Source organism: Candidatus Thorarchaeota archaeon, assembly GCA_021498125.1.
In the GTDB taxonomy this organism is placed as follows: Archaea; Asgardarchaeota; Thorarchaeia; order Thorarchaeales; family Thorarchaeaceae; genus B65-G9.
The window spans coordinates 55,442-78,921 of sequence record JAIZWL010000008.1 but is presented as its reverse complement, the minus strand read 5'-3'; the positions used below and the strand labels follow the sequence as shown (position 1 = coordinate 78,921).

At 47.6% G+C, this 23,480-nt stretch carries 25 protein-coding genes and 1 pseudogene; 12 read left to right on the top strand and 14 right to left on the bottom strand.

Annotated elements, in window-relative coordinates:
* Position 1 precedes the first annotated feature (1 nt).
* From pstA to K9W43_13135, 3 genes are read left to right on the top strand one after another with little or no spacing between them, the layout of a single operon-like run.
* Positions 2–967: a phosphate ABC transporter permease PstA gene (gene pstA / locus K9W43_13145; protein MCF2138170.1), complete on the top strand. Its 966-nt coding sequence runs from the start codon at positions 2–4 to the stop codon at positions 965–967.
* The gene (gene pstB, locus K9W43_13140) at positions 967–1,737 is read left to right on the top strand and encodes a phosphate ABC transporter ATP-binding protein PstB (protein MCF2138169.1); all 771 of its coding nucleotides are present in this window, start codon (positions 967–969) and stop codon (positions 1,735–1,737) included. Before pstA ends, pstB begins: the two co-directional genes overlap by 1 nt.
* Before the next feature lie 9 nt (positions 1,738–1,746).
* Positions 1,747–2,433, top strand: a complete 687-nt coding sequence (locus K9W43_13135; GenBank protein ID MCF2138168.1) for a hypothetical protein — start codon at positions 1,747–1,749, stop codon at positions 2,431–2,433.
* Between the two features lie 4 nt (positions 2,434–2,437).
* Here the strand turns inward: K9W43_13135 and K9W43_13130 are convergent, their stop codons facing one another.
* A complete protein-coding gene (locus K9W43_13130; protein MCF2138167.1) occupies positions 2,438–2,971 on the bottom strand; it encodes a GTP-binding protein in 534 nt (177 codons plus the stop codon).
* A gap of 72 nt (positions 2,972–3,043) precedes the next feature.
* Positions 3,044–3,538, bottom strand: a complete 495-nt coding sequence (locus K9W43_13125; GenBank protein MCF2138166.1) for a GTP-binding protein — start codon at positions 3,536–3,538, stop codon at positions 3,044–3,046.
* A 178-nt stretch (positions 3,539–3,716) separates the two neighbouring features.
* On the opposite strand from K9W43_13125, the gene K9W43_13120 reads away from it, so the two are divergent.
* On the top strand, positions 3,717–4,508 hold the full coding sequence (locus K9W43_13120; protein ID MCF2138165.1) for a sugar phosphate isomerase/epimerase: 792 nt from the start codon (positions 3,717–3,719) through the stop codon (positions 4,506–4,508).
* A 5-nt stretch (positions 4,509–4,513) separates the two neighbouring features.
* Here the strand turns inward: K9W43_13120 and K9W43_13115 are convergent, their stop codons facing one another.
* Both K9W43_13115 and K9W43_13110 read right to left on the bottom strand, forming a co-directional pair.
* Positions 4,514–5,467: a hypothetical protein gene (locus K9W43_13115; GenBank protein ID MCF2138164.1), complete on the bottom strand. Its 954-nt coding sequence runs from the start codon at positions 5,465–5,467 to the stop codon at positions 4,514–4,516.
* Positions 5,468–5,542, bottom strand: a pseudogene (locus K9W43_13110) (zinc-ribbon domain-containing protein).
* A gap of 169 nt (positions 5,543–5,711) precedes the next feature.
* Here K9W43_13110 and K9W43_13105 point away from each other — a divergent pair.
* Positions 5,712–8,096, top strand: coding sequence for a non-lysosomal glucosylceramidase (locus tag K9W43_13105; protein MCF2138163.1), 2,385 nt, complete (start codon positions 5,712–5,714; stop codon positions 8,094–8,096).
* A 150-nt stretch (positions 8,097–8,246) separates the two neighbouring features.
* Here K9W43_13105 and K9W43_13100 read toward each other — a convergent pair whose 3' ends face one another.
* The 5 genes from K9W43_13100 to K9W43_13080 all read right to left on the bottom strand — a co-directional run bounded on the left by K9W43_13100 (position 8,247) and on the right by K9W43_13080 (position 12,224).
* Positions 8,247–8,510, bottom strand: a complete 264-nt coding sequence (locus K9W43_13100) for a MoaD/ThiS family protein (protein MCF2138162.1) — start codon at positions 8,508–8,510, stop codon at positions 8,247–8,249.
* Positions 8,510–8,818, bottom strand: coding sequence for a MoaD/ThiS family protein (locus tag K9W43_13095; GenBank protein ID MCF2138161.1), 309 nt, complete (start codon positions 8,816–8,818; stop codon positions 8,510–8,512). The genes K9W43_13100 and K9W43_13095 overlap by 1 nt, the downstream gene beginning before the upstream one ends.
* A 95-nt stretch (positions 8,819–8,913) precedes the next feature.
* On the bottom strand, positions 8,914–10,707 hold the full coding sequence (locus K9W43_13090; GenBank protein MCF2138160.1) for an aldehyde ferredoxin oxidoreductase: 1,794 nt from the start codon (positions 10,705–10,707) through the stop codon (positions 8,914–8,916).
* Positions 10,708–10,862: 155 nt separating this feature from the next.
* The gene (locus K9W43_13085; protein ID MCF2138159.1) at positions 10,863–11,753 is read right to left on the bottom strand and encodes a hypothetical protein; all 891 of its coding nucleotides are present in this window, start codon (positions 11,751–11,753) and stop codon (positions 10,863–10,865) included.
* Between the two features lie 81 nt (positions 11,754–11,834).
* The gene (locus tag K9W43_13080; GenBank protein ID MCF2138158.1) at positions 11,835–12,224 is read right to left on the bottom strand and encodes a NifB/NifX family molybdenum-iron cluster-binding protein; all 390 of its coding nucleotides are present in this window, start codon (positions 12,222–12,224) and stop codon (positions 11,835–11,837) included.
* A gap of 297 nt (positions 12,225–12,521) precedes the next feature.
* Between K9W43_13080 and K9W43_13075 the strand changes: the two genes are divergently transcribed.
* Together K9W43_13075 and K9W43_13070 are read left to right on the top strand one after the other, a co-directional pair.
* Positions 12,522–13,334, top strand: a complete 813-nt coding sequence (locus K9W43_13075) for a hypothetical protein (GenBank protein ID MCF2138157.1) — start codon at positions 12,522–12,524, stop codon at positions 13,332–13,334.
* A 148-nt stretch (positions 13,335–13,482) separates the two neighbouring features.
* Positions 13,483–13,707 (top strand): hypothetical protein, encoded by a 225-nt coding sequence (locus K9W43_13070; protein ID MCF2138156.1) that lies wholly within the window; start codon positions 13,483–13,485, stop codon positions 13,705–13,707.
* A gap of 96 nt (positions 13,708–13,803) precedes the next feature.
* Here the strand turns inward: K9W43_13070 and K9W43_13065 are convergent, their stop codons facing one another.
* Entirely contained in the window at positions 13,804–13,947 is a 144-nt protein-coding gene (locus tag K9W43_13065; protein MCF2138155.1) for a hypothetical protein, read from the bottom strand.
* Positions 13,948–14,146: 199 nt separating this feature from the next.
* Here K9W43_13065 and K9W43_13060 point away from each other — a divergent pair, with 199 nt between their 5' ends.
* Entirely contained in the window at positions 14,147–14,659 is a 513-nt protein-coding gene (locus K9W43_13060) for a hypothetical protein (GenBank protein ID MCF2138154.1), read from the top strand.
* A 79-nt stretch (positions 14,660–14,738) separates the two neighbouring features.
* On the opposite strand, the gene K9W43_13055 is transcribed toward K9W43_13060, so the two are convergent.
* Positions 14,739–15,101: a NifB/NifX family molybdenum-iron cluster-binding protein gene (locus tag K9W43_13055; protein MCF2138153.1), complete on the bottom strand. Its 363-nt coding sequence runs from the start codon at positions 15,099–15,101 to the stop codon at positions 14,739–14,741.
* Positions 15,102–15,423: 322 nt separating this feature from the next.
* Between K9W43_13055 and K9W43_13050 the strand changes: the two genes are divergently transcribed.
* Entirely contained in the window at positions 15,424–15,810 is a 387-nt protein-coding gene (locus tag K9W43_13050; protein ID MCF2138152.1) for a nucleotidyltransferase domain-containing protein, read from the top strand.
* A 429-nt stretch (positions 15,811–16,239) separates the two neighbouring features.
* Here K9W43_13050 and K9W43_13045 read toward each other — a convergent pair whose 3' ends face one another.
* Positions 16,240–17,436 carry an ATP-grasp domain-containing protein gene (locus tag K9W43_13045; protein MCF2138151.1) on the bottom strand — a complete coding sequence of 399 codons (1,197 nt, stop codon included), beginning with the start codon at positions 17,434–17,436 and terminating at the stop codon, positions 16,240–16,242.
* Between the two features lie 91 nt (positions 17,437–17,527).
* Here K9W43_13045 and K9W43_13040 point away from each other — a divergent pair, with 91 nt between their 5' ends.
* Together K9W43_13040 and K9W43_13035 are read left to right on the top strand one after the other, a co-directional pair.
* A complete protein-coding gene (locus tag K9W43_13040) occupies positions 17,528–17,851 on the top strand; it encodes a cupin domain-containing protein (GenBank protein ID MCF2138150.1) in 324 nt (107 codons plus the stop codon).
* Between the two features lie 143 nt (positions 17,852–17,994).
* Entirely contained in the window at positions 17,995–19,101 is a 1,107-nt protein-coding gene (locus tag K9W43_13035) for an aminotransferase class I/II-fold pyridoxal phosphate-dependent enzyme (GenBank protein MCF2138149.1), read from the top strand.
* Positions 19,102–19,231: 130 nt separating this feature from the next.
* Here K9W43_13035 and K9W43_13030 read toward each other — a convergent pair whose 3' ends face one another.
* Positions 19,232–20,035, bottom strand: a complete 804-nt coding sequence (locus tag K9W43_13030) for a class II glutamine amidotransferase (GenBank protein ID MCF2138148.1) — start codon at positions 20,033–20,035, stop codon at positions 19,232–19,234.
* A 103-nt stretch (positions 20,036–20,138) separates the two neighbouring features.
* On the opposite strand from K9W43_13030, the gene K9W43_13025 reads away from it, so the two are divergent.
* Positions 20,139–21,755 carry a metallophosphoesterase family protein gene (locus K9W43_13025; GenBank protein ID MCF2138147.1) on the top strand — a complete coding sequence of 539 codons (1,617 nt, stop codon included), beginning with the start codon at positions 20,139–20,141 and terminating at the stop codon, positions 21,753–21,755.
* Between the two features lie 67 nt (positions 21,756–21,822).
* On the opposite strand, the gene K9W43_13020 is transcribed toward K9W43_13025, so the two are convergent.
* Positions 21,823–23,403, bottom strand: coding sequence for a hypothetical protein (locus K9W43_13020; protein MCF2138146.1), 1,581 nt, complete (start codon positions 23,401–23,403; stop codon positions 21,823–21,825).
* Positions 23,404–23,480 lie beyond the last annotated feature (77 nt).

Here is a 23,480-nt window from a genome sequence, read left to right as displayed (position 1 = left end):
CATGACAGAGGAACAGAACGGTAGCAGACTTGAACGTATTAATAAAATAATAAGTGACGTTCCTCAGAACACTAGGTCGATGTTGCATAAAGTACGCCATGCCACTCGCCGCGATGTGTCGGACTGGCTGTTCAAGGGTCTCTTTGCTCTGATGATTCTCGTGGCCATAGCTCCATTCTTCATGCTCATTGCAGAAATCGCCTCAATCGGACTTGCCGATCTTCTTGGAACAGGTCCGGGACAAGGCATTGAGCTCTTCACTACCTACCCGGGCGTCGGGCTTATGGGAGGGGTCTTGAACGCGATCGTCGGAACTGGCACACTCGTTGCAATAGCAGCGGCTGTTGGGATTCCACTGAGCATATTCGGAGCAGTCTACATCAATGAGTATTCGCGTCCGGGCCGGATGCGGGAAATCGTAGAATTCGCGGCGGATGTATTAGCAGGTATTCCGTCCATTGTCTTTGGAGCCTTTGGCTTTACGTTCTTGGTGTTCTATCTAAACATCGGCATGGGGATGGTGGCGGGAGGACTTACCCTTGCGTTCATGATGATACCAACCGTCATGCGGACCACTCAGGAGGCACTCAAGCAAGTTCCGCTGAGCTTGAGGGAGGCATCATTAGCACTTGGTGCCACCAAATGGAAGACGACTTGGAGTATCACGATCCGAGCGGCATTTCCCGGAATCATCACAGGGGTCTTACTTGCAATAGGACGGGTCATGGGTGAGACCGCACCTCTGATCTTTACTGCTGGGAACAATTTAGGAGCACCGACAAGCCTCGTTGGGCCAGGGTCATGGGTGGCATCAATGCCCTTCACGATCTGGGCCTACATTTCAGACCCAAGACCATACCTTCAGATGCGTGCGCACAGTACAGCACTGGCACTCTTGCTGATCGTACTGGCTGTAGACATCGTAGCAAACTATGCCTCACGAAAGATCACGAGGAGGATAGTATAATGAACAAGACCGATTGGGAACATAAGATTGAGGTCAGGAGCCTCAATACATGGTTTGGCAAAAAGCACATTCTCAAAGACATCAGCTGCTACTTTGAGGATAATTCAGTGACAGCGATCATGGGTCCTTCAGGGTGCGGAAAGAGTACGCTCCTGCGCAGCGTCAATAGACTCAATGATAATGTGGCTAACTTTCGAATGAAAGGAGAAATCCTCATCGAGGGCAAGAACATATACAATCCAGAGGCGAATGTCTATAGTCTCAGACGCCGAGTCGGAATGGTCTTTCAACGACCCAATCCATTTCCCATGTCAATTCGTGACAACATTACCTTTGGCCCCAAATTGCATGGTATCCGTGACGAAGACAAGTTAGAGAAGATCGTGGAAGACTCGTTACGCAGAGCTGCATTATGGGATGAGGTTCAAGATAGGCTTGACCATCCGGCCACTCTACTCTCCGGTGGACAACAACAGCGGCTTTGCATTGCCCGTGCATTATCAGTAGACCCCCCAGTCCTCCTCATGGATGAGCCAGTGTCCGCATTAGACCCAATAAGCGCGGGAAAGATCGAGGACCTAATCATACAATTGAAGAAGGATTACACTATAATTCTAGTAACGCATAATGTACAGCAAGCATTCAGGGTCTCAGACTTTGCGGCATTCTTGTATCTTGGCGACCTCATTGAGTTTGGCAAGACAAAGCATATCGCAGTTGCACCAAAAGACGAACGTACAGAAGCGTTCATCACGGGAAGAATAGGATAGGTGAGAGAAATGAGAAGTCAACTTGAGTTCTATATGGAAGAGATAAGGGGACGAGTCTATCGAATGTATGAACTCGCAGGTCATGCATTTATGAGGTCGATCGAGGCATTCAAGGAACTCAACCCTGAGATATCACATGAGGTTCAAAAGATCTCGGATGAGATAGAAGAGCTCGGTATTAAGATCGAGGACAACGTCTTTGAAACCATCGTGCGCAGACAGCCAGTGGCAAGTGACCTTCGTGCTCTCGCCTCCTATAATTTTGTGTCTCTTCACCTGTACCGAATTGGAAGATATGCATACAAGGTGGCACATATCGCAGAGCTCGCCAAAGACTTGAAGCACTACAAGGAACTCGAGTCGATCCCATTGATGGCGAAACTGGCAAAGAAGACACTCGATATTGCAATAAAGGCCTTACTGGAAGGTGATCTCTCAGAGATTGACAAGCTGGAAGAGATGGAGGCTCAGTCGGATAAAGAGACTGTGGCGATGTTCGAGGAGATCATAGGCTTTCTCAAGAAGATGAGTGGCATCACATCAATGTCAATGTACTACATAATCGTAGGAAGATATTGCGAACGTGCAGCAGACCATGCATTTTCCATCGCGGAACGAGCGATCTACGTCCATACGGGAAAGAGACGGAAACTAGGACTGGCGTACAAAGGTCAAGCGGACGAAGGGCCACACTGAAAACCTATTCGAATCCACGCTCAGAACGGAATTGACGAATTGCCTCTAAGAGCCCAGCAAAGGCAAGATCCACATTCTTGTTCTCAAGCGCACTCGTCTGTATGAGACGATTCGCCTTGCTCTCGGCAAGCTCCATGACGCGCATAGGGTCCACAACGCTTTCAAGATCAATCTTGTTCTCAACCATGACAATTGGAACCTTCCCTGCGGCCGAATAGAGAGCGTTCAACCAATCATCAATATGTTCAAGAGTATCGGGACGTGTACGGTCAAAGACGAAGAACGCTCCACTTGCCTGAGAACAGTACTGCTCCCTCAGCTGGGCGAAGGCATCCTGACCACCCAGATCCCAGATGACAAGCTTGTAGGTCATGTCCCGATGACGCAGCATCTTGACATGAAGCATGGCCCCGATTGTTGTACCCACTTCTATTGGGAGGCTATCGTAGACATACCTCTGCACGAGACTGGTCTTACCTACACCAGTATCTCCTAGAAAGACAAGCTTGAATACGTAGTCGGGTGTGGCAGGTTCCATGTCTCGTTGAACACCAAGAGTTTGTTGTGTGAACTGCCGAATAAGTCTTTGGAATTCATCGATGAGAGCAGATTAAAGTCGTTCTCGTGCCCTCTCTAATATCTGGCGCGTCAACTTGATGAATGCGTCCTCTACATTCTGATCATCCTTTGCGCTTGTCTTCACGTATGTGCAACCCAATTTACTGGCAATCTCTTTGGCCCGGTCCTCGGAGATCTGTGAGGGCAGATCAATCTTATTCTCCACAAGCACAAGAGGAATCTTCCCGGTCACACTGAACAGGGTTTCAATCCAGCCGTCAAAGCGATCGAGTGTTTCGGGACGTGTGGTATCAAAGACGAAGAATGCGCCACTGGCATTCTGATAGTAGGCCTTCCGCAACCGCTTAAAGTCGTCCTGACCAGCAATGTCCCAGATGACCAACTTGACAAGCGTGTCGTCGATCTGGATCGACTTGACATGGATATGTGTACCAATAGTTGCCAGATAATCACCCTCAAAGCTATCGTAGACGTATCTACCGACGAGACTGGTCTTACCGACGGCTCCTTCGCCAAGAAATACCAATTTAAATAGGAAATCGGGGGGTTGTGACAGCTATACTACTCTCCATGGCAACCTTTCAAATAGGAGTTAGTGAGACCACAAGATAAAACTATCGAGAGTCGCACACAAATCATAAAATGTAGTAAATGACCAAAACTAACAAAAGTACGACCCTGTGAACATAAGTAGGTGCTGGCTAATGCAGGTGGGAACGTTCGCAAGAACCAATCAACAGATAGAACAAGCCATCAATAACGGTGCGGATTTCGTTGATCTTCGTATGGACTCCAAACATACGATCAACTTCGAGCAAGCAAGGACTCTTCTGACAAGAGAAGGTATCCCGTGTACGCTGCATCTCCCCAGTTCACCAGAGTGGAAACCAGTGGATGTCAGCCGTGAGATCCTCCCCTACATAGACCTCGGAAGAAGAATGGAAGCGGAACTTGTGACGATCCACACCACCCTATCAAGCCTCTTCTACACCGATGAGGATATCGATCAATTCCTACACGGCATTAGACCCGCATGTGAAGCGGCTCGTAATGCAGGAGTCACCTTGGCGATCGAGAACTTGGGACTCCTCTACACTGAAATGGCCTTGCTCTTTGATGCCCAGCCTTGCATGATGATGGCACTCGATATCGGTCACGGACAAATCATGGCCATGACCAATAGAACTCTATCTCACATCCAGTTCTTCTATAACCGGATCGCAATGGTCAATGTCCATGACAATTTTGGGCAAGATATGGTCCAAGAAATCGTGGAGCTGCGAAAGAGAGGACCACTCTCACGTGAAAAGGTCCGCGCCCTGGCCCACGAATATGACCTGCATCTGCCCATGGGCGAGGGGCGAATCGATTTCATACCCATCTTTTCCGAACTGAAGAAGCGCGGCTATGACGGGAAGTTCCTCATGATGGCTGCAGATCCAAGCCTGTTCCCGGGCGAGGCCAAAAAATTCCGGGATCTGTGGAAACACGCTTAGACCATCTATGCCGACCGTGCAAGAGACTCGATGAGTTTGTCAGACTGCTCAAGACCTTTTTCATCATGGGCACGGGTGAATAATGCCCGAGCGATCCGGATGACCTTCCTTGCCTGCTCATACTTTCCCTGAACTACAAAGAACCTTGCCTGCTTCAAGCGAGAGTTGCCCATCTCTGCATAGACTTCAGGGGGATATTCGAATGTGTCCACATACATGATAGTACCACACTGGGGGCACACACGAACCTCTGCCTCATCCTCGTCTTTTGCCTCGATCACAGTTGTAGGCGGTTTAGGAGCCTCCACCTTGACTGGAACCGCCTCTTCAACAACTGGTGTTTCTTCAGGAGTGACGGTAGGTAACTTGCTCTCATCGACTTCCACAGAATCATACAACGAGGATGTAAGTTCAGGGGCGGTACTTGCAGGTGGCGGAGCAGATGTGATCGATGAGGCCATTGCGCTCCCTCCTGTCGAATCAACCATTGGGGACATCGTACCCAATAACATCACCTCAGAATCATCTATTGCTCCAGCATCAATAGTATGGATTGGTTCTGAAGTAATCGCCTCGGATTCGGCCCCCCCCGGAGATGGTGCAGCGTCCGAAGAAGCGGGGGTCCCCACTTCGTCAAACAGTTCTTTGACCTCACTTGCCCGAAGCATCCTCTCCTCAATGCCCATGCTCTCGGCCTTCTTGAACGCCTCACGTGCCTTCTCCAATTCCGATTGTTGACGCCTCTTGCCTGTGGTACGTACACGATCACGTGACACTTGGGAGGGGCGAACCCATTGCTCTTCAACAACTTCGGTATGCGACGACTTGGTTTCTGTCGCTGCCTGTGCTTGTACATCTGCTATCGCATCTGCCTCTGCTGCCGCAACAGCAGCTCCGGTGACGACTCGACCGGTTTCAGGAACCGCAACCTTCGGCTTTCTTTTTCGTGGCTTAGCCACAAGCTTGGCGCCACATCGAATGCAGTACTTTCTCTCAGGACGATTAGCTTTACCACATTTGGGGCAGACCCTCATGATAGATTCACCAAACGCTACTCTATGTAGAGTAAGGACATCGGCCCTAGTTATAGTTTTGCAAAATAGGACCATGGCAAGTAAGGGTCTTCAAAAAGACCAACCTATTTTGTGAACGACCATAAAAGATTATACTTACGGAGAGCTGTAGTATCTAGAGCTGTCTAAAGTGACTGAAAAGATTCCTCCCTGCACATGGACACGCAGGCTTGATGAAGCCCCCTCAAAACCGGGAAAATCAAGACGCTATCCATGGCGAATGGCATTACGGATGTTGCCGTTATTTCTCCGGATTAAAAAACAAGCAAAAATCGCAGGCACAGGAGCCGAACCACCTCAAGGATTTTCAGTCAAGATGATCGATGATGGGGTCAATCAGGGAATTCCAATCGGAGGCTTGGGAGCAGGAAGCATAGGTCGGACCTATAGAGGTGACTTTGCCAGATGGCATCTCGAGATAGGGCAACACATCTACTATCCATCGGTCCCAAATCAGTTCCATATTCGTATTGAGAGAGATGGTAAAATCTTTACTCAGACCCTAAATCCAAGACCGCAACCTCCTCAGAGGCTACAGACATGGAGCTGGGGGATGAATCCGGAACGAGCAACCTATCATGCATTGTTTCCACGAGCTTGGACAGAGTACAATTTCGAAGACCATGATCTACGTCTTGTCTGCAAGCAGCTCTCACCAGTGATTGGTGGAAACTATCAAGAGAGTTCGTATCCAGTTGGGGTCTTTCACTGGACGATGGAGAATATTGGCAAGAGACCTCTTGATATCTCGTTGATGTTGACTTGGGAAAACGCCATTAATCCGTTCAGACGAGCGCATCCAAAAGATTACGTGAGTGGTTCTGTTTCCGACTCGCGTGCACTGCTTGAGCTTGCTCATGCAAGAACCGAGGAAGTCTATCCAGTGTCTTTTGGTATTGGAGCAGAAGGCCACGACTCGCAATTATCGATATGTGAGCAATTTGATACAAGTGGCCATGGCGGAGAGATCTGGTTTCCATTCGAGAGCAAGGGTTTCCTTGATGACAGACCGTATGTGACATTTCACAATGACCGCCCGTTTGGAAGTGCTATCAACTCCAAGACGACCATTCTCCCATTCGAGAAAAAAGAGGTCACCTTCGTGATCTCATGGGACATTCCGATTATGCGGTTTGGTCAGGGGCGAGAATGGTATCGGCGCTACACCCGCTTCTTTGATGTATCAGGAGATAATGCTATCAAAATAGCACGACTTGCACTGGACAAGTGGCAAGACTGGGATAGAGAGATCACCAAGTGGCAGCAGTCAATCATCACGAGAGAATGGCCGGACTGGTTCAAGACCGCCCTCTTCAACGAACTCTACTATCTTGTTGACGGTGGGACCGCATGGGAAGCGGGATCTGTTGAGAGCGGCCCATCGAAAGAAGGCATTGGCCGATTCGCATATCTAGAATGCTTTGATTATCCGTTCTACAATACCTATGATGTTCATTACTACGCCTCATTCGCTCTGCTCAGAAATTGGCCGGAACTGGAAAAGTCCATCCAGCGGGACTTTACACAGGCGGTCTTGATCAACGACCCAAGAGAGAGAATGCTTCTCTTTGATGGAGACAAAGCTCCGCGAAAACCCTTTGGTGTAGTACCTCATGATCTTGGCGCACCCCTCGAAGATCCTTGGCACGTGACCAATGCATACAACGCTCAAGATGTCAGCCGCTGGAAGGACCTCAACACAAAGTATGTACTTCAGGTCTACAGAGATTTTGTCATTACCCAAGACAAGGAATTCCTCGAGTACTGTTGGCCAAGTGTGAGAGTGGCAATGGAATATATTGATCAGTTTGACAAGGACGATGACGGACTACCTGAGAACGAGGGCTTCCCCGATCAGACTTATGATGTCTGGGTGATGAGAGGAGCCAGTGCATATTGCGGTGGTCTGTACCTTGCGGCGGCCGATGCAATGATAGAAATGGCAAAGGTCATGGGCGACAAAGAGACCGCAGACAAGTACCGCGAGATCTACAGAAAGGGCAAGGTCTCATTCGATGAGAAACTATGGAACGGCGAGTACTTTAACTTCGACTCCAGCGGAGGCAAACATAGCAACAGTATCATGGCAGATATGCTATCCGGACTCCTCTACACTCACGCCAGTGGTCTGGAACGGTACGTCGATCCTGAGAAGGCCATGAAGTCGCTCCGTAAGATCTTCGAGTTCAATGTCATGCAATTTGAGAATGGCCGGATTGGTGCCATCAATGGAATGCGACCGAATGGCAGTCCTGACAGAACAAGTATACAGTCCTCAGAAGTCTGGACAGGAACGACCTATGCCTTGGCCGCATTAATGATATTCGAGGGGCTACGGAAGCAAGCGTTCAAGACAGCAGAGGGGATCTATAACGTTGTCTACAACAAGAGCGGCTATTGGTTCAGGACTCCAGAGGCGTGGACACATGATCTGCGCTTCCGGGCGTCGATGTATATGCGTCCGCTTGCGATCTGGGCCATGGAACTTGCACTCCAGATGAATGATCCCAAATGACTTAAGGAGATAAGCAGGTTAGTGACAAACAGGCTAGCGTAAAGAGTAACATACTTTTTTGATTCTGATTTTTTCAATACAGGCTTGTTTCTAATGTGGCATCAACAAAATGATGCACAGAAATCAATAGCGAAAATAGGCGGGAGAATATTACTCAATAGCACCACCACCTACTGGTGGAAAGAGCACCAGCAGATCACCGTCCTGCAACTGATGCGAATGGTCTTGTGTCCGAACGCCATTGACCATGATAATAGTGACTTTCCCTTCAGGTATCCCCAACCTATCAATGGCTTCCCCGACGGTTCCCTTGTGCAACTCCAATGGGAACGCCTCACCAATTTCCAAGTCGGCGGGCGCAAACTGCCGCAGTGTAGCATACAGTTTGACATTAATCCTCATGCTGATCCCCATCAGTAATAATCGACATCCACATCCGATTGAGTATAACCATGACCTTTCAGATGCTGTCCCCCACAGAGCAAGACCATATTAAATGGAAAGAGGCCGATGCGATCGCCATCCGACAAGACCGTGTTCTCGTGGACAAGAGTCCCATTAACAAAACAATCACCGAGGTCGGACATCGAAAGACCCAGTCGCTGCACAAGGCCGTGGAACGACTCGCCTTGAACGTAGGGCAGATTCAGGATCGTGTCTTCAGTTGGGACACTGCCGTTGACCAGCTGACGGAGGACACCATAGAGATGCAATTCGAGCATAAGAGAACAATACGGCGATCATAATTAAAACATGTGAAATAACAAAAACCGTCTATAGAAAAAGAGGGAGGGGGCCGAGACCCCCTATACTATTCTCACAAGTCCTTGAATACTGCGTCCAGTTCCTCGTCGGTCACGTCAAAGGTGACGTTGTGAGGAGGCAAGGGCTCAGTCCTGAAGAACTCAGGTAGCCGATCGTCCTTCTCTGTGAATCCGGCACGGCGGTTGAACTCGCGTTCCTTCTTGATGACAGCAAGTCCGTATTCCGTGACATCGATCTCTTTTCCAAGGAACCCATTAACGGTATCGACCATTCCCTGGAAGCCATCATCGTTGTCAAGTATTGCAAAGGCGATGAACAGACAATACCCAACAGAGTCGATGTACGCAGTTGTTGCCTGAAATGCGCGGGACAGGTCAGCCTTCTTGAGGTCACGAGGATCTGAAATCTTCCCCTTGACACCAAGAATCTCTGCGGCAATAGTGTATCCGGCGGTGTGGTCTGCTCCCATGGGAGTCGTTGCGTAGGTGACACCGATACCTCGGATCGGACGTGGATCATAAGCAGGAAGTGCCTGACCCTTCACAACAGGGATACGGGTGACGCCCAGAGTCCGGCCCGCAATAAGAGTGCCCGAACAGATGAGCCGACCGATCGGTGACTTTGGATCATAGGCCTCCTTCAGTGCGGCGATCGCACCGGGGCCATCACCAAACTCCAAGAGACCGCCCTCCATCATCATAGCCAGAGTATTCCCGGTCTCAATAGTATCAAGTCCGAGATCATTACATAGACGATTCAGTTCAGCAACGTCGTGAAGAGAATCGATATCGAGGTTTGCACCCAGCGCCCAAGCCGATTCATACTCTAGTGGACCGACTTGTAACTTCCCAGTGTCTTCATACGGCACCACGTTCGAACATGCCATCACACAACCGGGATGACAGGGATGACCATACTTTCCCTCGGCAGCATCACCGAATTTTTCTCGGGTCTTGTCAACAAGTTCGTGTACTGCCTCACCTGAGATCTTGGCTGCACCCTTGAATCTGCCATCTCTAAATCCGTGAGTGGGGAGTCCACCAGCCTCGCTGATAATATTTTGTAGAATATTAGTTCCGTAGTTGGCAAGGCCACCAAAGGGCTTGCCCTCATCATCAGTGAGACGACCGGTGACAGGGTGATTCTGCAAGGCTTCAGTAAGTGCTTTCCGCCCGCGATCAAAACGCTCTTTGTCCTTGGGCTTAGGTCCCTCACCACCACGACCATCACTGATGATCGCAATGATCCTCTTGGATCCCATGACAGCACCCAGTCCGCCTCGTCCTGCGAATCTGCCCGGATCCGAGTTTTCCATGTTATTCCCGAAGATCCCAGCACCAATATGGAGCCGTTGGCCAGCGATCCCGCACCCGATGACTCCGGGGCGACCGGGATATTTGTCCCAGATTTTCTTGATCAGCTCATAGAGGCCAATGCCGGCCCATTCATTAGACTTGAAGATCTCACATTTATCTTTTGAAATATAAATACTGTACCAGTCTGTTGTACCAGCGGGGGGCATCCCTTCAATAATGATCCCACGAATACCAAGTTGACCGAGTCGGGTTCCGGTCAGTCCACCTGCATTACTCTCCTTGATACCGCCCGTGAGCGGCGACTTTGCACCTATGCTCAGGCGCCCAGAAGAGGGAGCAGATGTTCCAGCCAGTAGTCCGGGGGATATGACGATCTTGTTCCCTTCTCGAAGGGGATCGCATGTCGGGTCCACCTCATCACTGAGTACTGAAGAGGTAAAGGCCCGTCCCGCAAAGTCACTATACTTGCTAGGGACATCCATCCACTTGTGCGACAGGCTGCTCATATCGATACGAAGCAGTCGCGACATATTTCCACCTCTTCTAATGGTATTGTGTCCGTCCCTAATAAACGATATGAATCGCAAGGACATATCGATATGTTTCATCATGCATATCGAATAAAGATTCGAATCCTGATTGATGTTCCTTGGGGGGAGTGAGGGCGAGGTGTATTGAAAAATAGCTACACACCCAATGCAACCGAGATATCTTCAAGGTCTCGATCTTCGACTTTAAAGTGCCAATCGGTCTCGAGTAATTCGCGCAGCCGCTTTCGAACTGAGGCATTATCGAATTCGAGAACGGCAAAGAGGCGGGCATAGATATCTGGAGTAATATTGTAGACTCGTAGGAGCTGCCTCACATTATAGGAGGATCTCTCAATCGACTGCGGCCAGAACATACACTTTTGCGACATCAGCGGACAGGTGACCTCATCTTTTACAAGGCCAAACTCGAAGAACATTCCACACTTCTTGCAAAAGTATTTACCAATGTCACGGTTTCCAACAATCTCGATCGAATCGATATGAATTTCTTGGGCAACAGCAAGCTCTTCACGTAAAAGTGATAATGCCTCTTCAAGAACAGTAAACAGAATTGTTTTGCTCCATAATTTTTCGACATCGAGAATCACAAAAGTGATGTCAGAAGTACTGACGCGCTGAGCGGTCTCACAACCCGTGACTAACAAGATAAAACTCTTCAATGTCTGCATAGGCTGCTCTTGATACTTTACATGCCAGTCTTTGAGAAAGGACAGATACGTCTTGGCTAATGCTGAACCGATCCCTAAGATCGAGGCCTGCTGCTCAAGAATCTCCGCCATCAGAATCTGCGGTATCTTCGGGTAGAATAGTCCAAATTTTTCAAGGCTCTCTGTGGACTCCGGAGGCAAGTTCTCAATTGCAATTGGTGTGTTCACGCACATTCCCGTCATGTAAGGGCACTGTGGTCTATCAAGTCGAAACATCTTCTTGCAGGTCACACACCAGTAACGTCCGGAGGGAGATTGGCTTCCGGGCTGCAGCTGCTGAATCTTCTCGCGAATCATTCGTTTGCGGTCATCCATCATTGCATGAGGCCTTCTCATAAGTACCTGACCAGTAACTCAATGTAGGTAATGCCAATGATACGTCTATCGGACACGGACAATTTAGTGATGGTGTACGTGGCCAGTACGTGCATGCTCTTTGCTCTCTGCGCAGGACTCAGCGCCTTCTAATTTTCCGGCAATATAGTCGTTCACAATGTCGTTGATCTTGCGCGGTTGCGTTGTCACAGGGTTCACTCCAAGTTGCTGGAACCAATCAATGGCACGCATGCCCATACCACCTGCAATAATGACGTTTGCGCCAGATCGTGCGATGAACTGCGGAACGTCTCCGGGGCCATGTCCATCAAAGAAGGGACTATGCTTGACCCAAATATCGGTCACTTTGTTGTCCTGAATGTCTACAAAGACGTAGTAGGGACAACGGCCAAAGTGTGGTGACAGTTCACTCTCGAGGTCTTGTCCAAGTGAAGCCAGTGCGAGTATGGTCATTTCAATCAACTCTCGTAATATGATTTGGACTTTCAATCGGTCCTTAAACAGGTAAGGAGCGTGTTGATTTCCAAATATCAATCTTCACATATGCACAGTTGTCAATCGGCCACTTGATTAAAATATAGTTTCTTATTGTCATAAAACAAAATGTTTACATCAAATATTGTAAGATAGGGGGACAACAAACTAAAACGTAGCAACAAAAGGCGACATGCAATGAGACCGCAAATTTTGTATTTGGGGTTAGTGGTTGGCCTGCTTTTTTTGGGAGCTGTGACATTTAATGCGTCACCAATGACGAGTTCAGCACCAGTAGACCAACGCATAAAACACGTCTTGGCTGACGATCAGGGACCAACACTCACACTCTCAATAGATCCGGCAGAGCCAAGAGTAAGTGATGAACCAACAGTATCGATCACAGCTGTCGATGTCGATGGTGTGGACACGGTCATTCTATCATACAAGACCTCTAGCAGTGGAAGCTGGACCAACAAGACCGCAGACAAAGCAGACGGCAGTACATATACTGCAAAGCTGCCACCAACCGATGTTGGGACAAACGTCACATACAAGGCGTATGCCAATGATTCTCTTGGGAACTGGGGCATCTCAGACACCTACTCGTATATCACGGGCCGTATTGATCAGGAAGGCCCAGAGATAGTCCTATGGTACACACCAGATGAACCGGAGCCTGGTGATGAGATAACAGCCTATGCAAGTATTGGAGATCCTTATGGGGTCGCGGAAGTAAAGCTTGCAGTATCATATGATGGAAGCACATGGACAAACCAGTCGATGTCCTATGACGATTCAACAATGGTCTATAGCAAGAGCTTGGGATCGTTGTTAGACGGCCAGACAATCTACTTTAAGATCTATGCCAGTGACAACCTCGGGAATTGGGCCGTGTCTGAACTCATTACGATCTCGTTTGCTCATACTGCAGGCACGACCTCCACCATGAGTCCAACATCAGATACAACAACAGCCGGTGATGGTGACTCGGTGAGCTTCGGTTCACTCTCGATATTTACACTAGGCGGTGGAGCAGCGGTCGTACTCGTGATCATTCTAATAGTATTCTCAAAATTTAAAAGATGAGTGAGAAGATCACTCATTCTTTTTTCTTTTTCAAGAATAAAAATACGGGACGAAACCCCCATCATAGTCACAGGTCTAAAAACAAACGGTACAATGTTCAACCAAGATTTATGTCCCAAGAGCTTAAACGGATAGCAGGGCCAACTTAATGGAACGATTTCAAGAGGTCCTATCCGGGAAGATCAGCCCATACACATTCTTTCGTGGACGCGATGTCAAGATAGATGAAGAATTACTTGATGTTGCACGATGGGCTGTCACCAATCTCGATTACGAGACCCACAGAGAGATCATTCATGAGGCTTTTGAAATTCTTGCTTCTGCACGCGACCTCTCGGTACTTCCAATACTGCGTGATCTTCGACCAATCTAGAAAAATATCTATATTCGTCAGCATGCCTACCTGCTTGCCCTCTTAGAGAATGCGGAGGCGGGGGCCAAGTGCAATTGTAATGTCTATTCTGATGCATCATTTAATGTCCCACCATACCAAGAGGATCTTGAGATACTGAATCAACAGGCCAGCGAGGATGAGTTCATAGATGATGTGATCACCGTCAGATGCGAGATCTGTGGGCAGGTGTGGGATGTCGGAATAGACTAGCTCTATCATTATCCGCATTCGCACTGGTCAAAAGCTGAACAGGTGCACGCGGACATCTACGATGATAATTTGGACCAACAACCTGACACAGAGTGACAGAGGTTGAGACGTAGGACTATACTAAACCGTGACCTACTCACAGTCAGGGATAAGATGGCATTGATATAACCAGCTAATGCTTTTGTATACCGCCGACTGAATAAATTACATGGCGAGTTTGAAAAAACAATTCAAAGAAGAGGTCATGACAGGAAAGATCGGCCCGATCAAATTTTTTCGCTTGACTGACAGAGAGCGAATAGAGGAGCTCTTGGATGTAGCACGATGGGTGATCAAAAATATATCGTACCGGAAACATAGAATGATTGTATCAGAGGCCTTTGAGTTACTTGCCGTGTATAGAGATGTGTCGGCACTACCAAAATTACGTAGTCTCCGTAAAGTATGGAAGAGCGTGTATCTCGGACAATACGGTTTCTTATATGCACTCCTTAAGCATGCTGAAGAGGGCGGGAAATGTAACTGTAGCATCTATGGTAGCAATCGATTCAATACTCCTCCAAATCAAGAGGATCTCGAACAGCTGAGTTACAGAAAATCAAGAAGCGTATCTTATGATGAGGTAGTCACCGTCAGATGCAAGATCTGTGGACAGAAATGGCGAGTTCAGATTGATCATTCATACCACTACCCACATTCATACTGGCGAAAAATAAAATAGATGTTGAGATACTCCAAGTAAATAAAATGAACAACTCAACACGATTTGAAAACTGACGGTCTCAATACTGATGCTTATCTCAGGACTTGTCATGATCCTTACAAGACTCAGCGCCTGCTAATTTTCCCTCTATGTAGTCTTTCAATATCGCGTTAATCTTTCGTGGAACGGTTGTAATAGGAGTCACACCCAACTGATTGAACCAATCTATTGCACGGGGCCCCATTCCCCCTGCGACGATCACGTTGGCACCTTCCTGAGCCACAAACTGAGGCACAACACCTGGCTGGTGCCCACTGTAGTAGGGATTATTTTTCGTGGTCACTGACTTGACAGTATCATTATCCAGATCCACAAAGACGTAGTATGGACAACGACCAAAATGTGAGGAGAGCTCGCTCTCGAGGCCTTCATTTATCGAAGCAAATGCTATACGCATCATTATCACCTTTATGATTGTTCAATCCACGATACGAAACAGAGTTCATATCAATATGAATTATGATTCTTTCGAAACATCTAGGTATATCAATTTTATTGTAGGAACAGCGCTGTGTAGCAAGTCAGTAAAATAGGGGTTATGAAAAGTATGAAATCATTTAGCGTTCGAATCTGAAATTTTTCGGGATTCATTCTGACTTGAACAAGCTATGTCTGTGGACTTTTCATACAGCTCCTGTAGAAACAACCTATCCAAACATAATTTGTTGACTCTGTAAAAGAGCTCGTCAATAAGACATGATAATTAAGATATGATAAAACCGGTGAATATAGAAGCAATTACAGAAGCTCTCAAGAGAGCGGATCACGTCATATTCGTATACATCTTTGAATCTGTAGCACGTGGTCAAACACATCCCCTTAGTGATCTGGATATTGCAGTATTTCTTGACAAATACAATGTAGATGAGTTTCTAGAAATATTAAATAACAATGCGGATATTGTAGAGTGCAAGGTCGATTTAGTAGTACTTAATGATGCATCGCCATTACTACGACACAGAGTCGTTTCTGAGGGAATCCTATTATTTTCAAAAAACAAAGAATTAACCATCCAGTTCTACACAGATGCGTTAATTGAAGGACTTGACTTCAAGGAATCATACGAGTTATACAAACAGGAAGTGAGAGAACATCTTGGGAGTTATTGAAATTATAATGCAAGCACTTGAACGACTTGCAGAAGTAAAAAAAGCAAGCTCAAAAATGCTCACACATGATTCGAAGCTTTAGAGCTACGTCTTATGGAACATGTACGTTCGCATTCAGTCAACTATTGATTTATCACTAAAGATTATAGGACGCTTAAATGGTGCAGTTCCTTATACATATTCCAAACCTTTCGAAGTACTAGCAGAGAAATCGCTAATCAGTTCTCAGACAGCCAAGCAAATGGTCCAAGCAGCAAGGCTCATGAAGGTCATGGCACATCGTAAGGAAGCATCAACATGGATGTAATTGCCGAGGTTGTTTCCAAGCACCTAGACGATTTTCACGCCTTCATTAGTGAACTGGAAAAGTCACTGACCAAGAAAGGTATTGACATATTCGATCTGTAATACCGTTTGAAACCCCAAAAATCAACGGACAGACTGCTGGATATCCAAGCTGGTCTTTACCGCCAGTCCATACAATGAAGGAAGGTCTGGACCTGTAACAATGATCGAACAGATAGGATCACCGCGTTGTACTGTCACACCTATAGGAGTTCTATCCACTGTATTAGGATACTTGGCCAGATCAGGGACAGTTCCATCGCGCCTTGCAAAGACGATCATCTTTACAGCAGGTCTGAAAATTACCTCATCAGAGGGAAGCTGACCACTACACGCCTGAACATGAAGTGCCATCAATGACTCATCACTTGCGAGTTCCAACATCTCAAGAGTACCGGTTATCCGGGGATTAATCTCAAGAAGCCAGGGGCGACCATTGTCATCAACAACAAAATCAATTCCGTTGTAACCGCGAAGTCCAAGACGTGCAGCCAATGATTCGAAGGTCTCCCGGAGGTCAGTGGGGATCTCGTCTTCAGTTGGCCAATAATTTCCGCAGTAGACAAAATCGCAGTTCCGGCCAGCAGAAGGCATCCCAATCAATTGGCCTTGGAAAGAGATCACCCGCGAACTGGTACCAGTGCCTAGGACAGTGGCACTATAATCCGATCCTGAGATATATTGCTGAATCAGCAGACCATCCTTGGCCAAGTTGTCACGTACTACCCAGAGGTCTCGCAGAGAAGCCTCGTCACGGAGAAGATGTATGCCTCCGCCCCCGCCAGAAATAGCCCTTCGAAGTATACAGGGATAACCAAGGTCACCTGCTGCTGTAACTGCCTCATCCAGCGAGGCGACTCGTATCGTGAGAGGGTATCCAAGATCAAGTGTTTTGGCCAGTCGTGAGAGTTGCCCACGATCTCTTGCCCGCCGGAATGTTGCCGAATCATTGCCGACTATCCGAACCTGTTTCTCCAGCAAAGCCACGGTCTCAAAGTGATCATCAAAGCCACTTCCCAGAACCACGAAATCGACATCCTCTGAGAATTCGCTGAGAAAATTATTGACAAGCGATTCATGAACAGGCGCATCCAGTGGAGAACGCTGCCTCTGACCAGCCTGTGGATGTAGGACCGAGACCCACTGGTCACAACACCCCATAAGATCGTCATCGCCCCAGTAGTCCGAGACAAGGACTCGTGCGCCAAGTCGCTTCAGAGAACATGCAATCGGGCGGGCATTAAAACCAATGACACCAACAGTCTTCCCTTTCAGGTTCAAGTCAACTCAGGGTCTAGTGACGTATAGCGAAGATAAGAGTTGCTGACCACTCATAGTTTTAAGACTGACAAGTACTACTGTCACGATAATAATGAAGCACGTTCACGAATCAGAGATCGAGAGAGTCACAGTGCAAGGTGAACGGGGCTACGTTCATATCTGGGATGCAGTGAGAGAGCCGCTCGTCGCAGGAATCAGAGAGGTCGCTCCCAATAGTGAAGTCCCCGCACGAACTCATGTTCATCCCGAGGCGCAGATCATCTATGTCATCACAGGGCGGCCAAAGATCACTAACCTCCATGAGACCATTCAGCTGCGTCCCGGGGATTTTGTCATTCTTGAATCTGACGAGGAGCATTATGTGATCACAGAAGACGAGCCTTCGAGAATCTTTGAAGTCAAGTATAGAGCTTAGAACGCACTCTTGTGAATTCAGGGCATTGAGTGTGGAGCGGTTCACAAAGCAATATGACCGATACATTCGATGTGGCATCGCAAAGTGATTTATCATAGAGATGAATGAAGAAGACCATGTCTAGTCGAAGAAGGCCTTGAACGATGAGAATAGATGTCTTCGAACTCGAACGAATTCAGTCCTTATGGGAACATATCGTTGAGATCAACTTAAGCGAGAGTGGCATAGAACCACTTCTGCTTAGTGAGCTGGTCGATGTTGAAGATCTTCATGATGTGAAGCTCGGATACACGCAGACGAACGGAAGCAGACTTCTCAGACAGAGGATCGCGGATCTCTATCCCGGAGCCGGAGAAGACAACATCATCGTCACAAATGGTGGATCCGAGGCCAACATGGCGACCATGTGGAATATTGCTCGCGAGGAGTCCCGTGATGAGATCCTTATGCTCCTGCCAAACTACATGCAGATCTGGGGGCTCGCAAAAATGCTGGGTCTCAAGCGAGAGGCGTTTTGGCTCAAGAATGATGGTACACGCTGGGCGGTGGATATCGAAGAGCTCAAAGACAAGATCTCTAAGAACACAGCAGCAATCGCAATCTGCACACCGAACAATCCTACAGGAGCTGTGCTAACTGCAGAGGAGCTTCGAGCGATCGCAGATATTGCAGAGGATCTCGACGTATGGATCATATCTGACGAGGCCTATCGTGAGGCTGAACTTGGTGATAAACTCTCTCCAACTATGTGGGACCACTATGAAAAGACATTGGTCACAGGGACTCTATCAAAGTCATACGCGGTTCCCGGTCTGAGAATAGGATGGGTCGCAACAAAAGACGCTGCGAAGATCGAGGAGCTCTGGGCGTATACAGATTACACGAGCATCGCGCCTTCAGCACTGAGCGACCATCTGGCAACAATCGTCCTTGAACAGGAGATGCGCGAGAGCATTCTTGATCGAACACGCCACATCTTGAGAACTAATTGGAGAGTTGTAGAGGACTGGCTGAAACAGAATAACGACATCTTCGAATGCATTCCACCCGAGGCCTCGGCGATCTGTCTCATGAGATATGACAGAGATATAGATTCGGTTGAACTTGCAAATAGATTGATCAAAGAGAAAAGCGTACTAATAGCACCAGGTGATCATTTTCTGATGAGCCAGCATCTCAGACTGGGATACGGCCACGATACAAGTAAGCTGACTACAGGTCTTGACAGAATTGTTGAAATCTTGAAATAATGGCATAACCATTTATCTAGACGATAATCTATAATCATACGTGTACTAGATGAGTACTAGTACACGTATGCAATTGGCTAGTACACGTATAAATTTACAACAGTCCAAGCGTGATATAAATAAAATTGTTCTACGAATGATAGACGGGCTGACCATCCTTCAAGACAAGCAAGTGACCATCACCGATAGGTTTCCAATTCTCGTATGTGAGCCGTTCAGTACTGACTATGTGACCAACACTATCACGAGCCTTTTGCTCATCAAGATCTACAGAAACATGCACAGAGCCAAGCTCACGCTCTTCACGTTTTAGGTGCACTGTTCCGAAGGGAAATTGCCTCTTGACAAAATGAAGCCCACCATTATGAGCCCCAATATCCGAATAACAGTACAGATACGTTCCATCAGAAAAGATGCAGTTCAAAGTATTTGATCCATGATTGATCTCCCGAAGGTGCATCTCTAGTTCTTTGAAGACGTGATCGTTCCATTCCTCAATGCCAAGCGAATCAAAGTAATTGAGCAGATGACACAATAGATACTCCGAGTCAGTATCACCGAGTGGAACATAGTTCCCTGTCTCAAGGCCATTCAGATCAACAAGAGTGCCATTATGAGCAAGTGAGAACTCGACAAATTGATTGTTCCATTTGACCTGACGATAGAATGGATGCGTGTTGAGATAGCTCACACGGCCTCGTGTTGTCCTTCGGACATGAGAGATGAATATTGAAGACTCCAGATGCGATTCGACAAAATCATAGAGCTTGCTTGAGTCAGCAGGTCGTGGTTCTTTGTATATTTGGAGGTGGCCGTGTGGATAGACCGCAATGCCCCATCCGTCAGGATTTTCGCGTCCTGCTTGTTGAAAGACATCCAGCGATATTCGTGCATTCACAGATCGATTAAAGGAGAGGCCGAGCAAGTCACACATTCGTAACACAACCTATCAGGAGAATAGCGAACCTATGCAACTCAAGTGACAAGAACAGGCCAATAATCTTTTGTTCTCCAACTGATACTATTATCTGATTCAAATGACAATCAAACGCCTGTTGCCGATATTTGTAGCAGTCATCATGATCACAAGCATGGGTCTCACTCACTCGAAGAGTCCCATTATGCCAACAGTTTCATCAAGTACCGAGCACAAGCTTGCAGACACAGTGACGATCATTCGCGGACCGACAGTCCATCTGGTCACAAATCAATCTGTGAGGATCATGTGGAAGACTAACGGAATGTCAGACACAGTAGTGGAATTTGGATATACAGACAGCAATCTAAACATGAGCAGTGTCAACTCGACCCTATCGGTCACCCATAAGGCGGATATAGATCATCTCAAGACTAATACTACCTACTACTATCGTGTGAGTTCCAACAGCACGACCAGCGCAATCTATCACTTCAAGACCGCACCTGCTGATGGTCAACCATTCAAGCTGATCATTCTGGGGGACAACAGGCCGGGCAGCGATACAGCACCAGAGCAACCAGCAGTGCTTGGTGAGATCATTGACCAGGTGATTGCGGAAGATCCCGATATCGTGGTCATGACTGGGGATTATATCTATTCACTATCAACAAGTGATTCCACCAACTGGAACACTTGGTCGAAATTCACCAATATTTCAGATAGGCTTGGACATTATGTGCCCATCTATGCGGTCATAGGAAACCATGACTATCAGGATTCACAGGGAACGCCACGACCACAATATTTCCTTGATGCGTTTGAACAGTTTAATGAACCCAATCTGTATTTATCGTTCAACTTTGCGGGTGTGCATTTCACCATACTCAATAGTGAAGAAAAGGGGTATGAAGGACAGATCCGCGGCGAACAATGGAACTGGTTGGTCAATGATCTGACTGCTGCTGGGAGCCGAACGAAGTTTGTCTTTGCCCACAGACCACTCTATCCCCTAAAACACATTGGCAGCGCAATGGATGTGAACCAGACAAACAAGGCTGCACTGCAACAACTCTTCGAGGACAAGAACGTCACGCTTTTTGCAGTAGGACATGATCATCTTTTCAACAGACTCACCGTCAATGGTGTTGTTCACGTTATCACTGGTGGAGCGGGAGCACCTCTATACAGTAATCCGTGGGGCGGGAATTATTACCATTATTTCCGCGTGAATGTTCAATCCAACGCCATCAATATGACCTCGGTCAAACCTGATGGAACAGAGGTGGAGAAGTACCAACTGCCATACTACGGACCAATCGAGATTGAGATTCGAGGGTATGCGAATACCTCCCACATGAGGGCGGGAACTATCCCTGAGATTCTCTTCAGCGAAGTACCAACAACCGTGCAATATTCGTGGGATCAGGGGGCCAATTCAACGGTATTAACAGAAATTCCAAATATTGAAGGCGAGCACACTCTTGATGTATATGCACAGAACTCAAAGGGAACGTGGAGTCATGCTCGTTTTGTCTTTACAGCAATCACTACAACAACCGTCACTACAACGACTACCAGCACAACGGGAACTGGTACTACCCCACACCCTGATGCAATCCCATATACTATTGATTCTACAACAATGATACTCATATCAGCAGGCGTGATCACGACCGTAGCCGTTATTGTTGCAGTCTGGGCCATAAAGAACCGAGCAACTGGTAGCCACACCTAATTTGCACCATCATAGTAGAAGAACCATATGACCACTGAAACAGGAGAGGCAGAGGCTTGAACGAGTCTTAGTCTACTTTGACCTCTCCTTCTTTAATATCGAGCTGCTTCAACGTAGAAATAGCCCGGTCATCCTCAACCTTCAACACACCCAGTTTTTCGAGTTCACGAGCATGTTTGGCTGCAAGGCCTGCGGGGATACCTAAGGCTTTTCCGAGATCCGAAAAGGTCATGGAACCAACTTCGTCAACGAGAAGCAAGACTTTCGTATTGTTCTCCATGCCTAGTACCTTAATGTAACGTTGAGCGCGTTCATTTGCAAGATCACGTGCCTCTAAGGCCATGTCGCGCTCCTTCTCCATGAGGCGGGTGGCCTTCTCATAAGCCTCACGTTGCATGGCAATGATATTCTTTTCTTCTTCAAGGGTCTTGATGTCCTGCTCGAGATTGTAGATCTTTTCCTCGAGGTCTTTGATGTGAGTGATCTTATCTTGAATAGATTCCAGTTCGCTCAGACGCTTTGCTGCAAGTTCCTCCGCTACGACCTTCTCCTTCTGCTCATCTTCCAGACGCTCTTCAAGATCACGAATCTTTGCAGTATACTCTTCGATCTCGTGCCGTTTCTCAGCCATTGATTGCTCCAGTAAGGTAAGCTTCTCGGCCATTGCCTCAAATTCTGCATCAGAATGCGCAGGGGCTGCAACAAGCGAGGCCTTCTCAGTCTTGTATGCCTCAATCTGCGAGTTCGCCTCGATCAGTTGCATGCGAATCTCTTCGGTCTCAGCACGGGCTGCCTGAGCCTCTTCGGTGCGCGCCTTGATGATTGCCTCTTTCCGTGCCAATTCATCTTGAAGCCGGGACACCTGATCCTCGAGATTGGAGATCTTACGACGCATCTCATCCATGTCCACGCCCGCAGCAGCACCCGCGTCCAGTTGCTGCTGGAGCTGCTTGACCTCAGTTTCCAATCTCTTAATCCGAAGATCTTTCTCTTTGAGCTGTTCCTGTACAGCAGCGGCCTCTTCTTCAAGCGACTGCATGAACGAACGAACGATATCTTGTTGCTCAACAATTGCAGTACGAAGATCAATCTCGGACTGCCTGACGCGCTCAGCAAATTCCTTGAATTTCTCCTGAGTCTGCGCCACAATCTTGTCAACGAGCTCCTTCTCAAGAGACGCGAACTCGTTATCGACAATATCTACAAAGGTGGTCTCAATGAAGCTCTTGAAGAACTGCATCTTGAGTTTGTCAACCATCTCTTCAGAGATCTTAGACTTCAGTTCAACGACCTTACCTCGAAATGTGAGCAGTTGGGCAGCAAATACTCCAACTACACCTCGTTGTAGAGAAGCGATCTCAGAACGCAATGCCTCAAGTCGCCTGAGTAGTCCATCAAAACCAGCCATAGCATCGTCACTTGAGGCCTCCTCTGCCTTTGAATCGCCCATGTCGAGACCTTCAACGAACTCGAGAGCCGAAGCAGCAGCAGTAATCAGATCCTCCCTACTATCCATCGTGGCAAGCGCACCACTTGAACTATCATCACCAGTAGCCAGCCGCTGGATATCTTCATCGCTCAATGAAGCATCGCGAAAAGCATCTAAAATAGTGGCCTTATCCTCTTCAGTCAATTTATCGTCAGGCATCTCGCACCCTCAAGACTTTAGCTATGTTATGAATGTCGAAGCTGAGTATAAAACTTGTCTGTCCTCTCTTCAGCCAG

Excerpts from the sequence above, each read along its gene's own strand:
- K9W43_13030 (MCF2138148.1), bottom strand. The coding sequence starts at position 20,035 with ATGTGTGACTTGCTCGGCCTCTCCTTTAATCGATCTGTGAATGCACGA.
- K9W43_13090 (MCF2138160.1), bottom strand. The coding sequence starts at position 10,707 with ATGTCGCGACTGCTTCGTATCGATATGAGCAGCCTGTCGCACAAGTGG.
- K9W43_13055 (MCF2138153.1), bottom strand. The coding sequence starts at position 15,101 with ATGATGCGTATAGCATTTGCTTCGATAAATGAAGGCCTCGAGAGCGAG.
- pstB (MCF2138169.1), top strand. The coding sequence starts at position 967 with ATGAACAAGACCGATTGGGAACATAAGATTGAGGTCAGGAGCCTCAAT.
- K9W43_13065 (MCF2138155.1), bottom strand. The coding sequence starts at position 13,947 with ATGATAGAGCTAGTCTATTCCGACATCCCACACCTGCCCACAGATCTC.
- K9W43_13130 (MCF2138167.1), bottom strand. The coding sequence starts at position 2,971 with ATGGAACCTGCCACACCCGACTACGTATTCAAGCTTGTCTTTCTAGGA.
- K9W43_13035 (MCF2138149.1), top strand. The coding sequence starts at position 17,995 with ATGAGAATAGATGTCTTCGAACTCGAACGAATTCAGTCCTTATGGGAA.
- K9W43_13075 (MCF2138157.1), top strand. The coding sequence starts at position 12,522 with ATGACGAGTTCAGCACCAGTAGACCAACGCATAAAACACGTCTTGGCT.
- K9W43_13060 (MCF2138154.1), top strand. The coding sequence starts at position 14,147 with ATGGCGAGTTTGAAAAAACAATTCAAAGAAGAGGTCATGACAGGAAAG.
- K9W43_13120 (MCF2138165.1), top strand. The coding sequence starts at position 3,717 with ATGCAGGTGGGAACGTTCGCAAGAACCAATCAACAGATAGAACAAGCC.
- K9W43_13080 (MCF2138158.1), bottom strand. The coding sequence starts at position 12,224 with ATGACCATACTCGCACTGGCTTCACTTGGACAAGACCTCGAGAGTGAA.
- K9W43_13085 (MCF2138159.1), bottom strand. The coding sequence starts at position 11,753 with ATGATGGATGACCGCAAACGAATGATTCGCGAGAAGATTCAGCAGCTG.
- K9W43_13095 (MCF2138161.1), bottom strand. The coding sequence starts at position 8,818 with ATGCTCGAATTGCATCTCTATGGTGTCCTCCGTCAGCTGGTCAACGGC.
- K9W43_13040 (MCF2138150.1), top strand. The coding sequence starts at position 17,528 with ATGAAGCACGTTCACGAATCAGAGATCGAGAGAGTCACAGTGCAAGGT.
- K9W43_13025 (MCF2138147.1), top strand. The coding sequence starts at position 20,139 with ATGACAATCAAACGCCTGTTGCCGATATTTGTAGCAGTCATCATGATC.
- pstA (MCF2138170.1), top strand. The coding sequence starts at position 2 with ATGACAGAGGAACAGAACGGTAGCAGACTTGAACGTATTAATAAAATA.
- K9W43_13135 (MCF2138168.1), top strand. The coding sequence starts at position 1,747 with ATGAGAAGTCAACTTGAGTTCTATATGGAAGAGATAAGGGGACGAGTC.
- K9W43_13100 (MCF2138162.1), bottom strand. The coding sequence starts at position 8,510 with ATGGGGATCAGCATGAGGATTAATGTCAAACTGTATGCTACACTGCGG.
- K9W43_13020 (MCF2138146.1), bottom strand. The coding sequence starts at position 23,403 with ATGCCTGACGATAAATTGACTGAAGAGGATAAGGCCACTATTTTAGAT.
- K9W43_13070 (MCF2138156.1), top strand. The coding sequence starts at position 13,483 with ATGGAACGATTTCAAGAGGTCCTATCCGGGAAGATCAGCCCATACACA.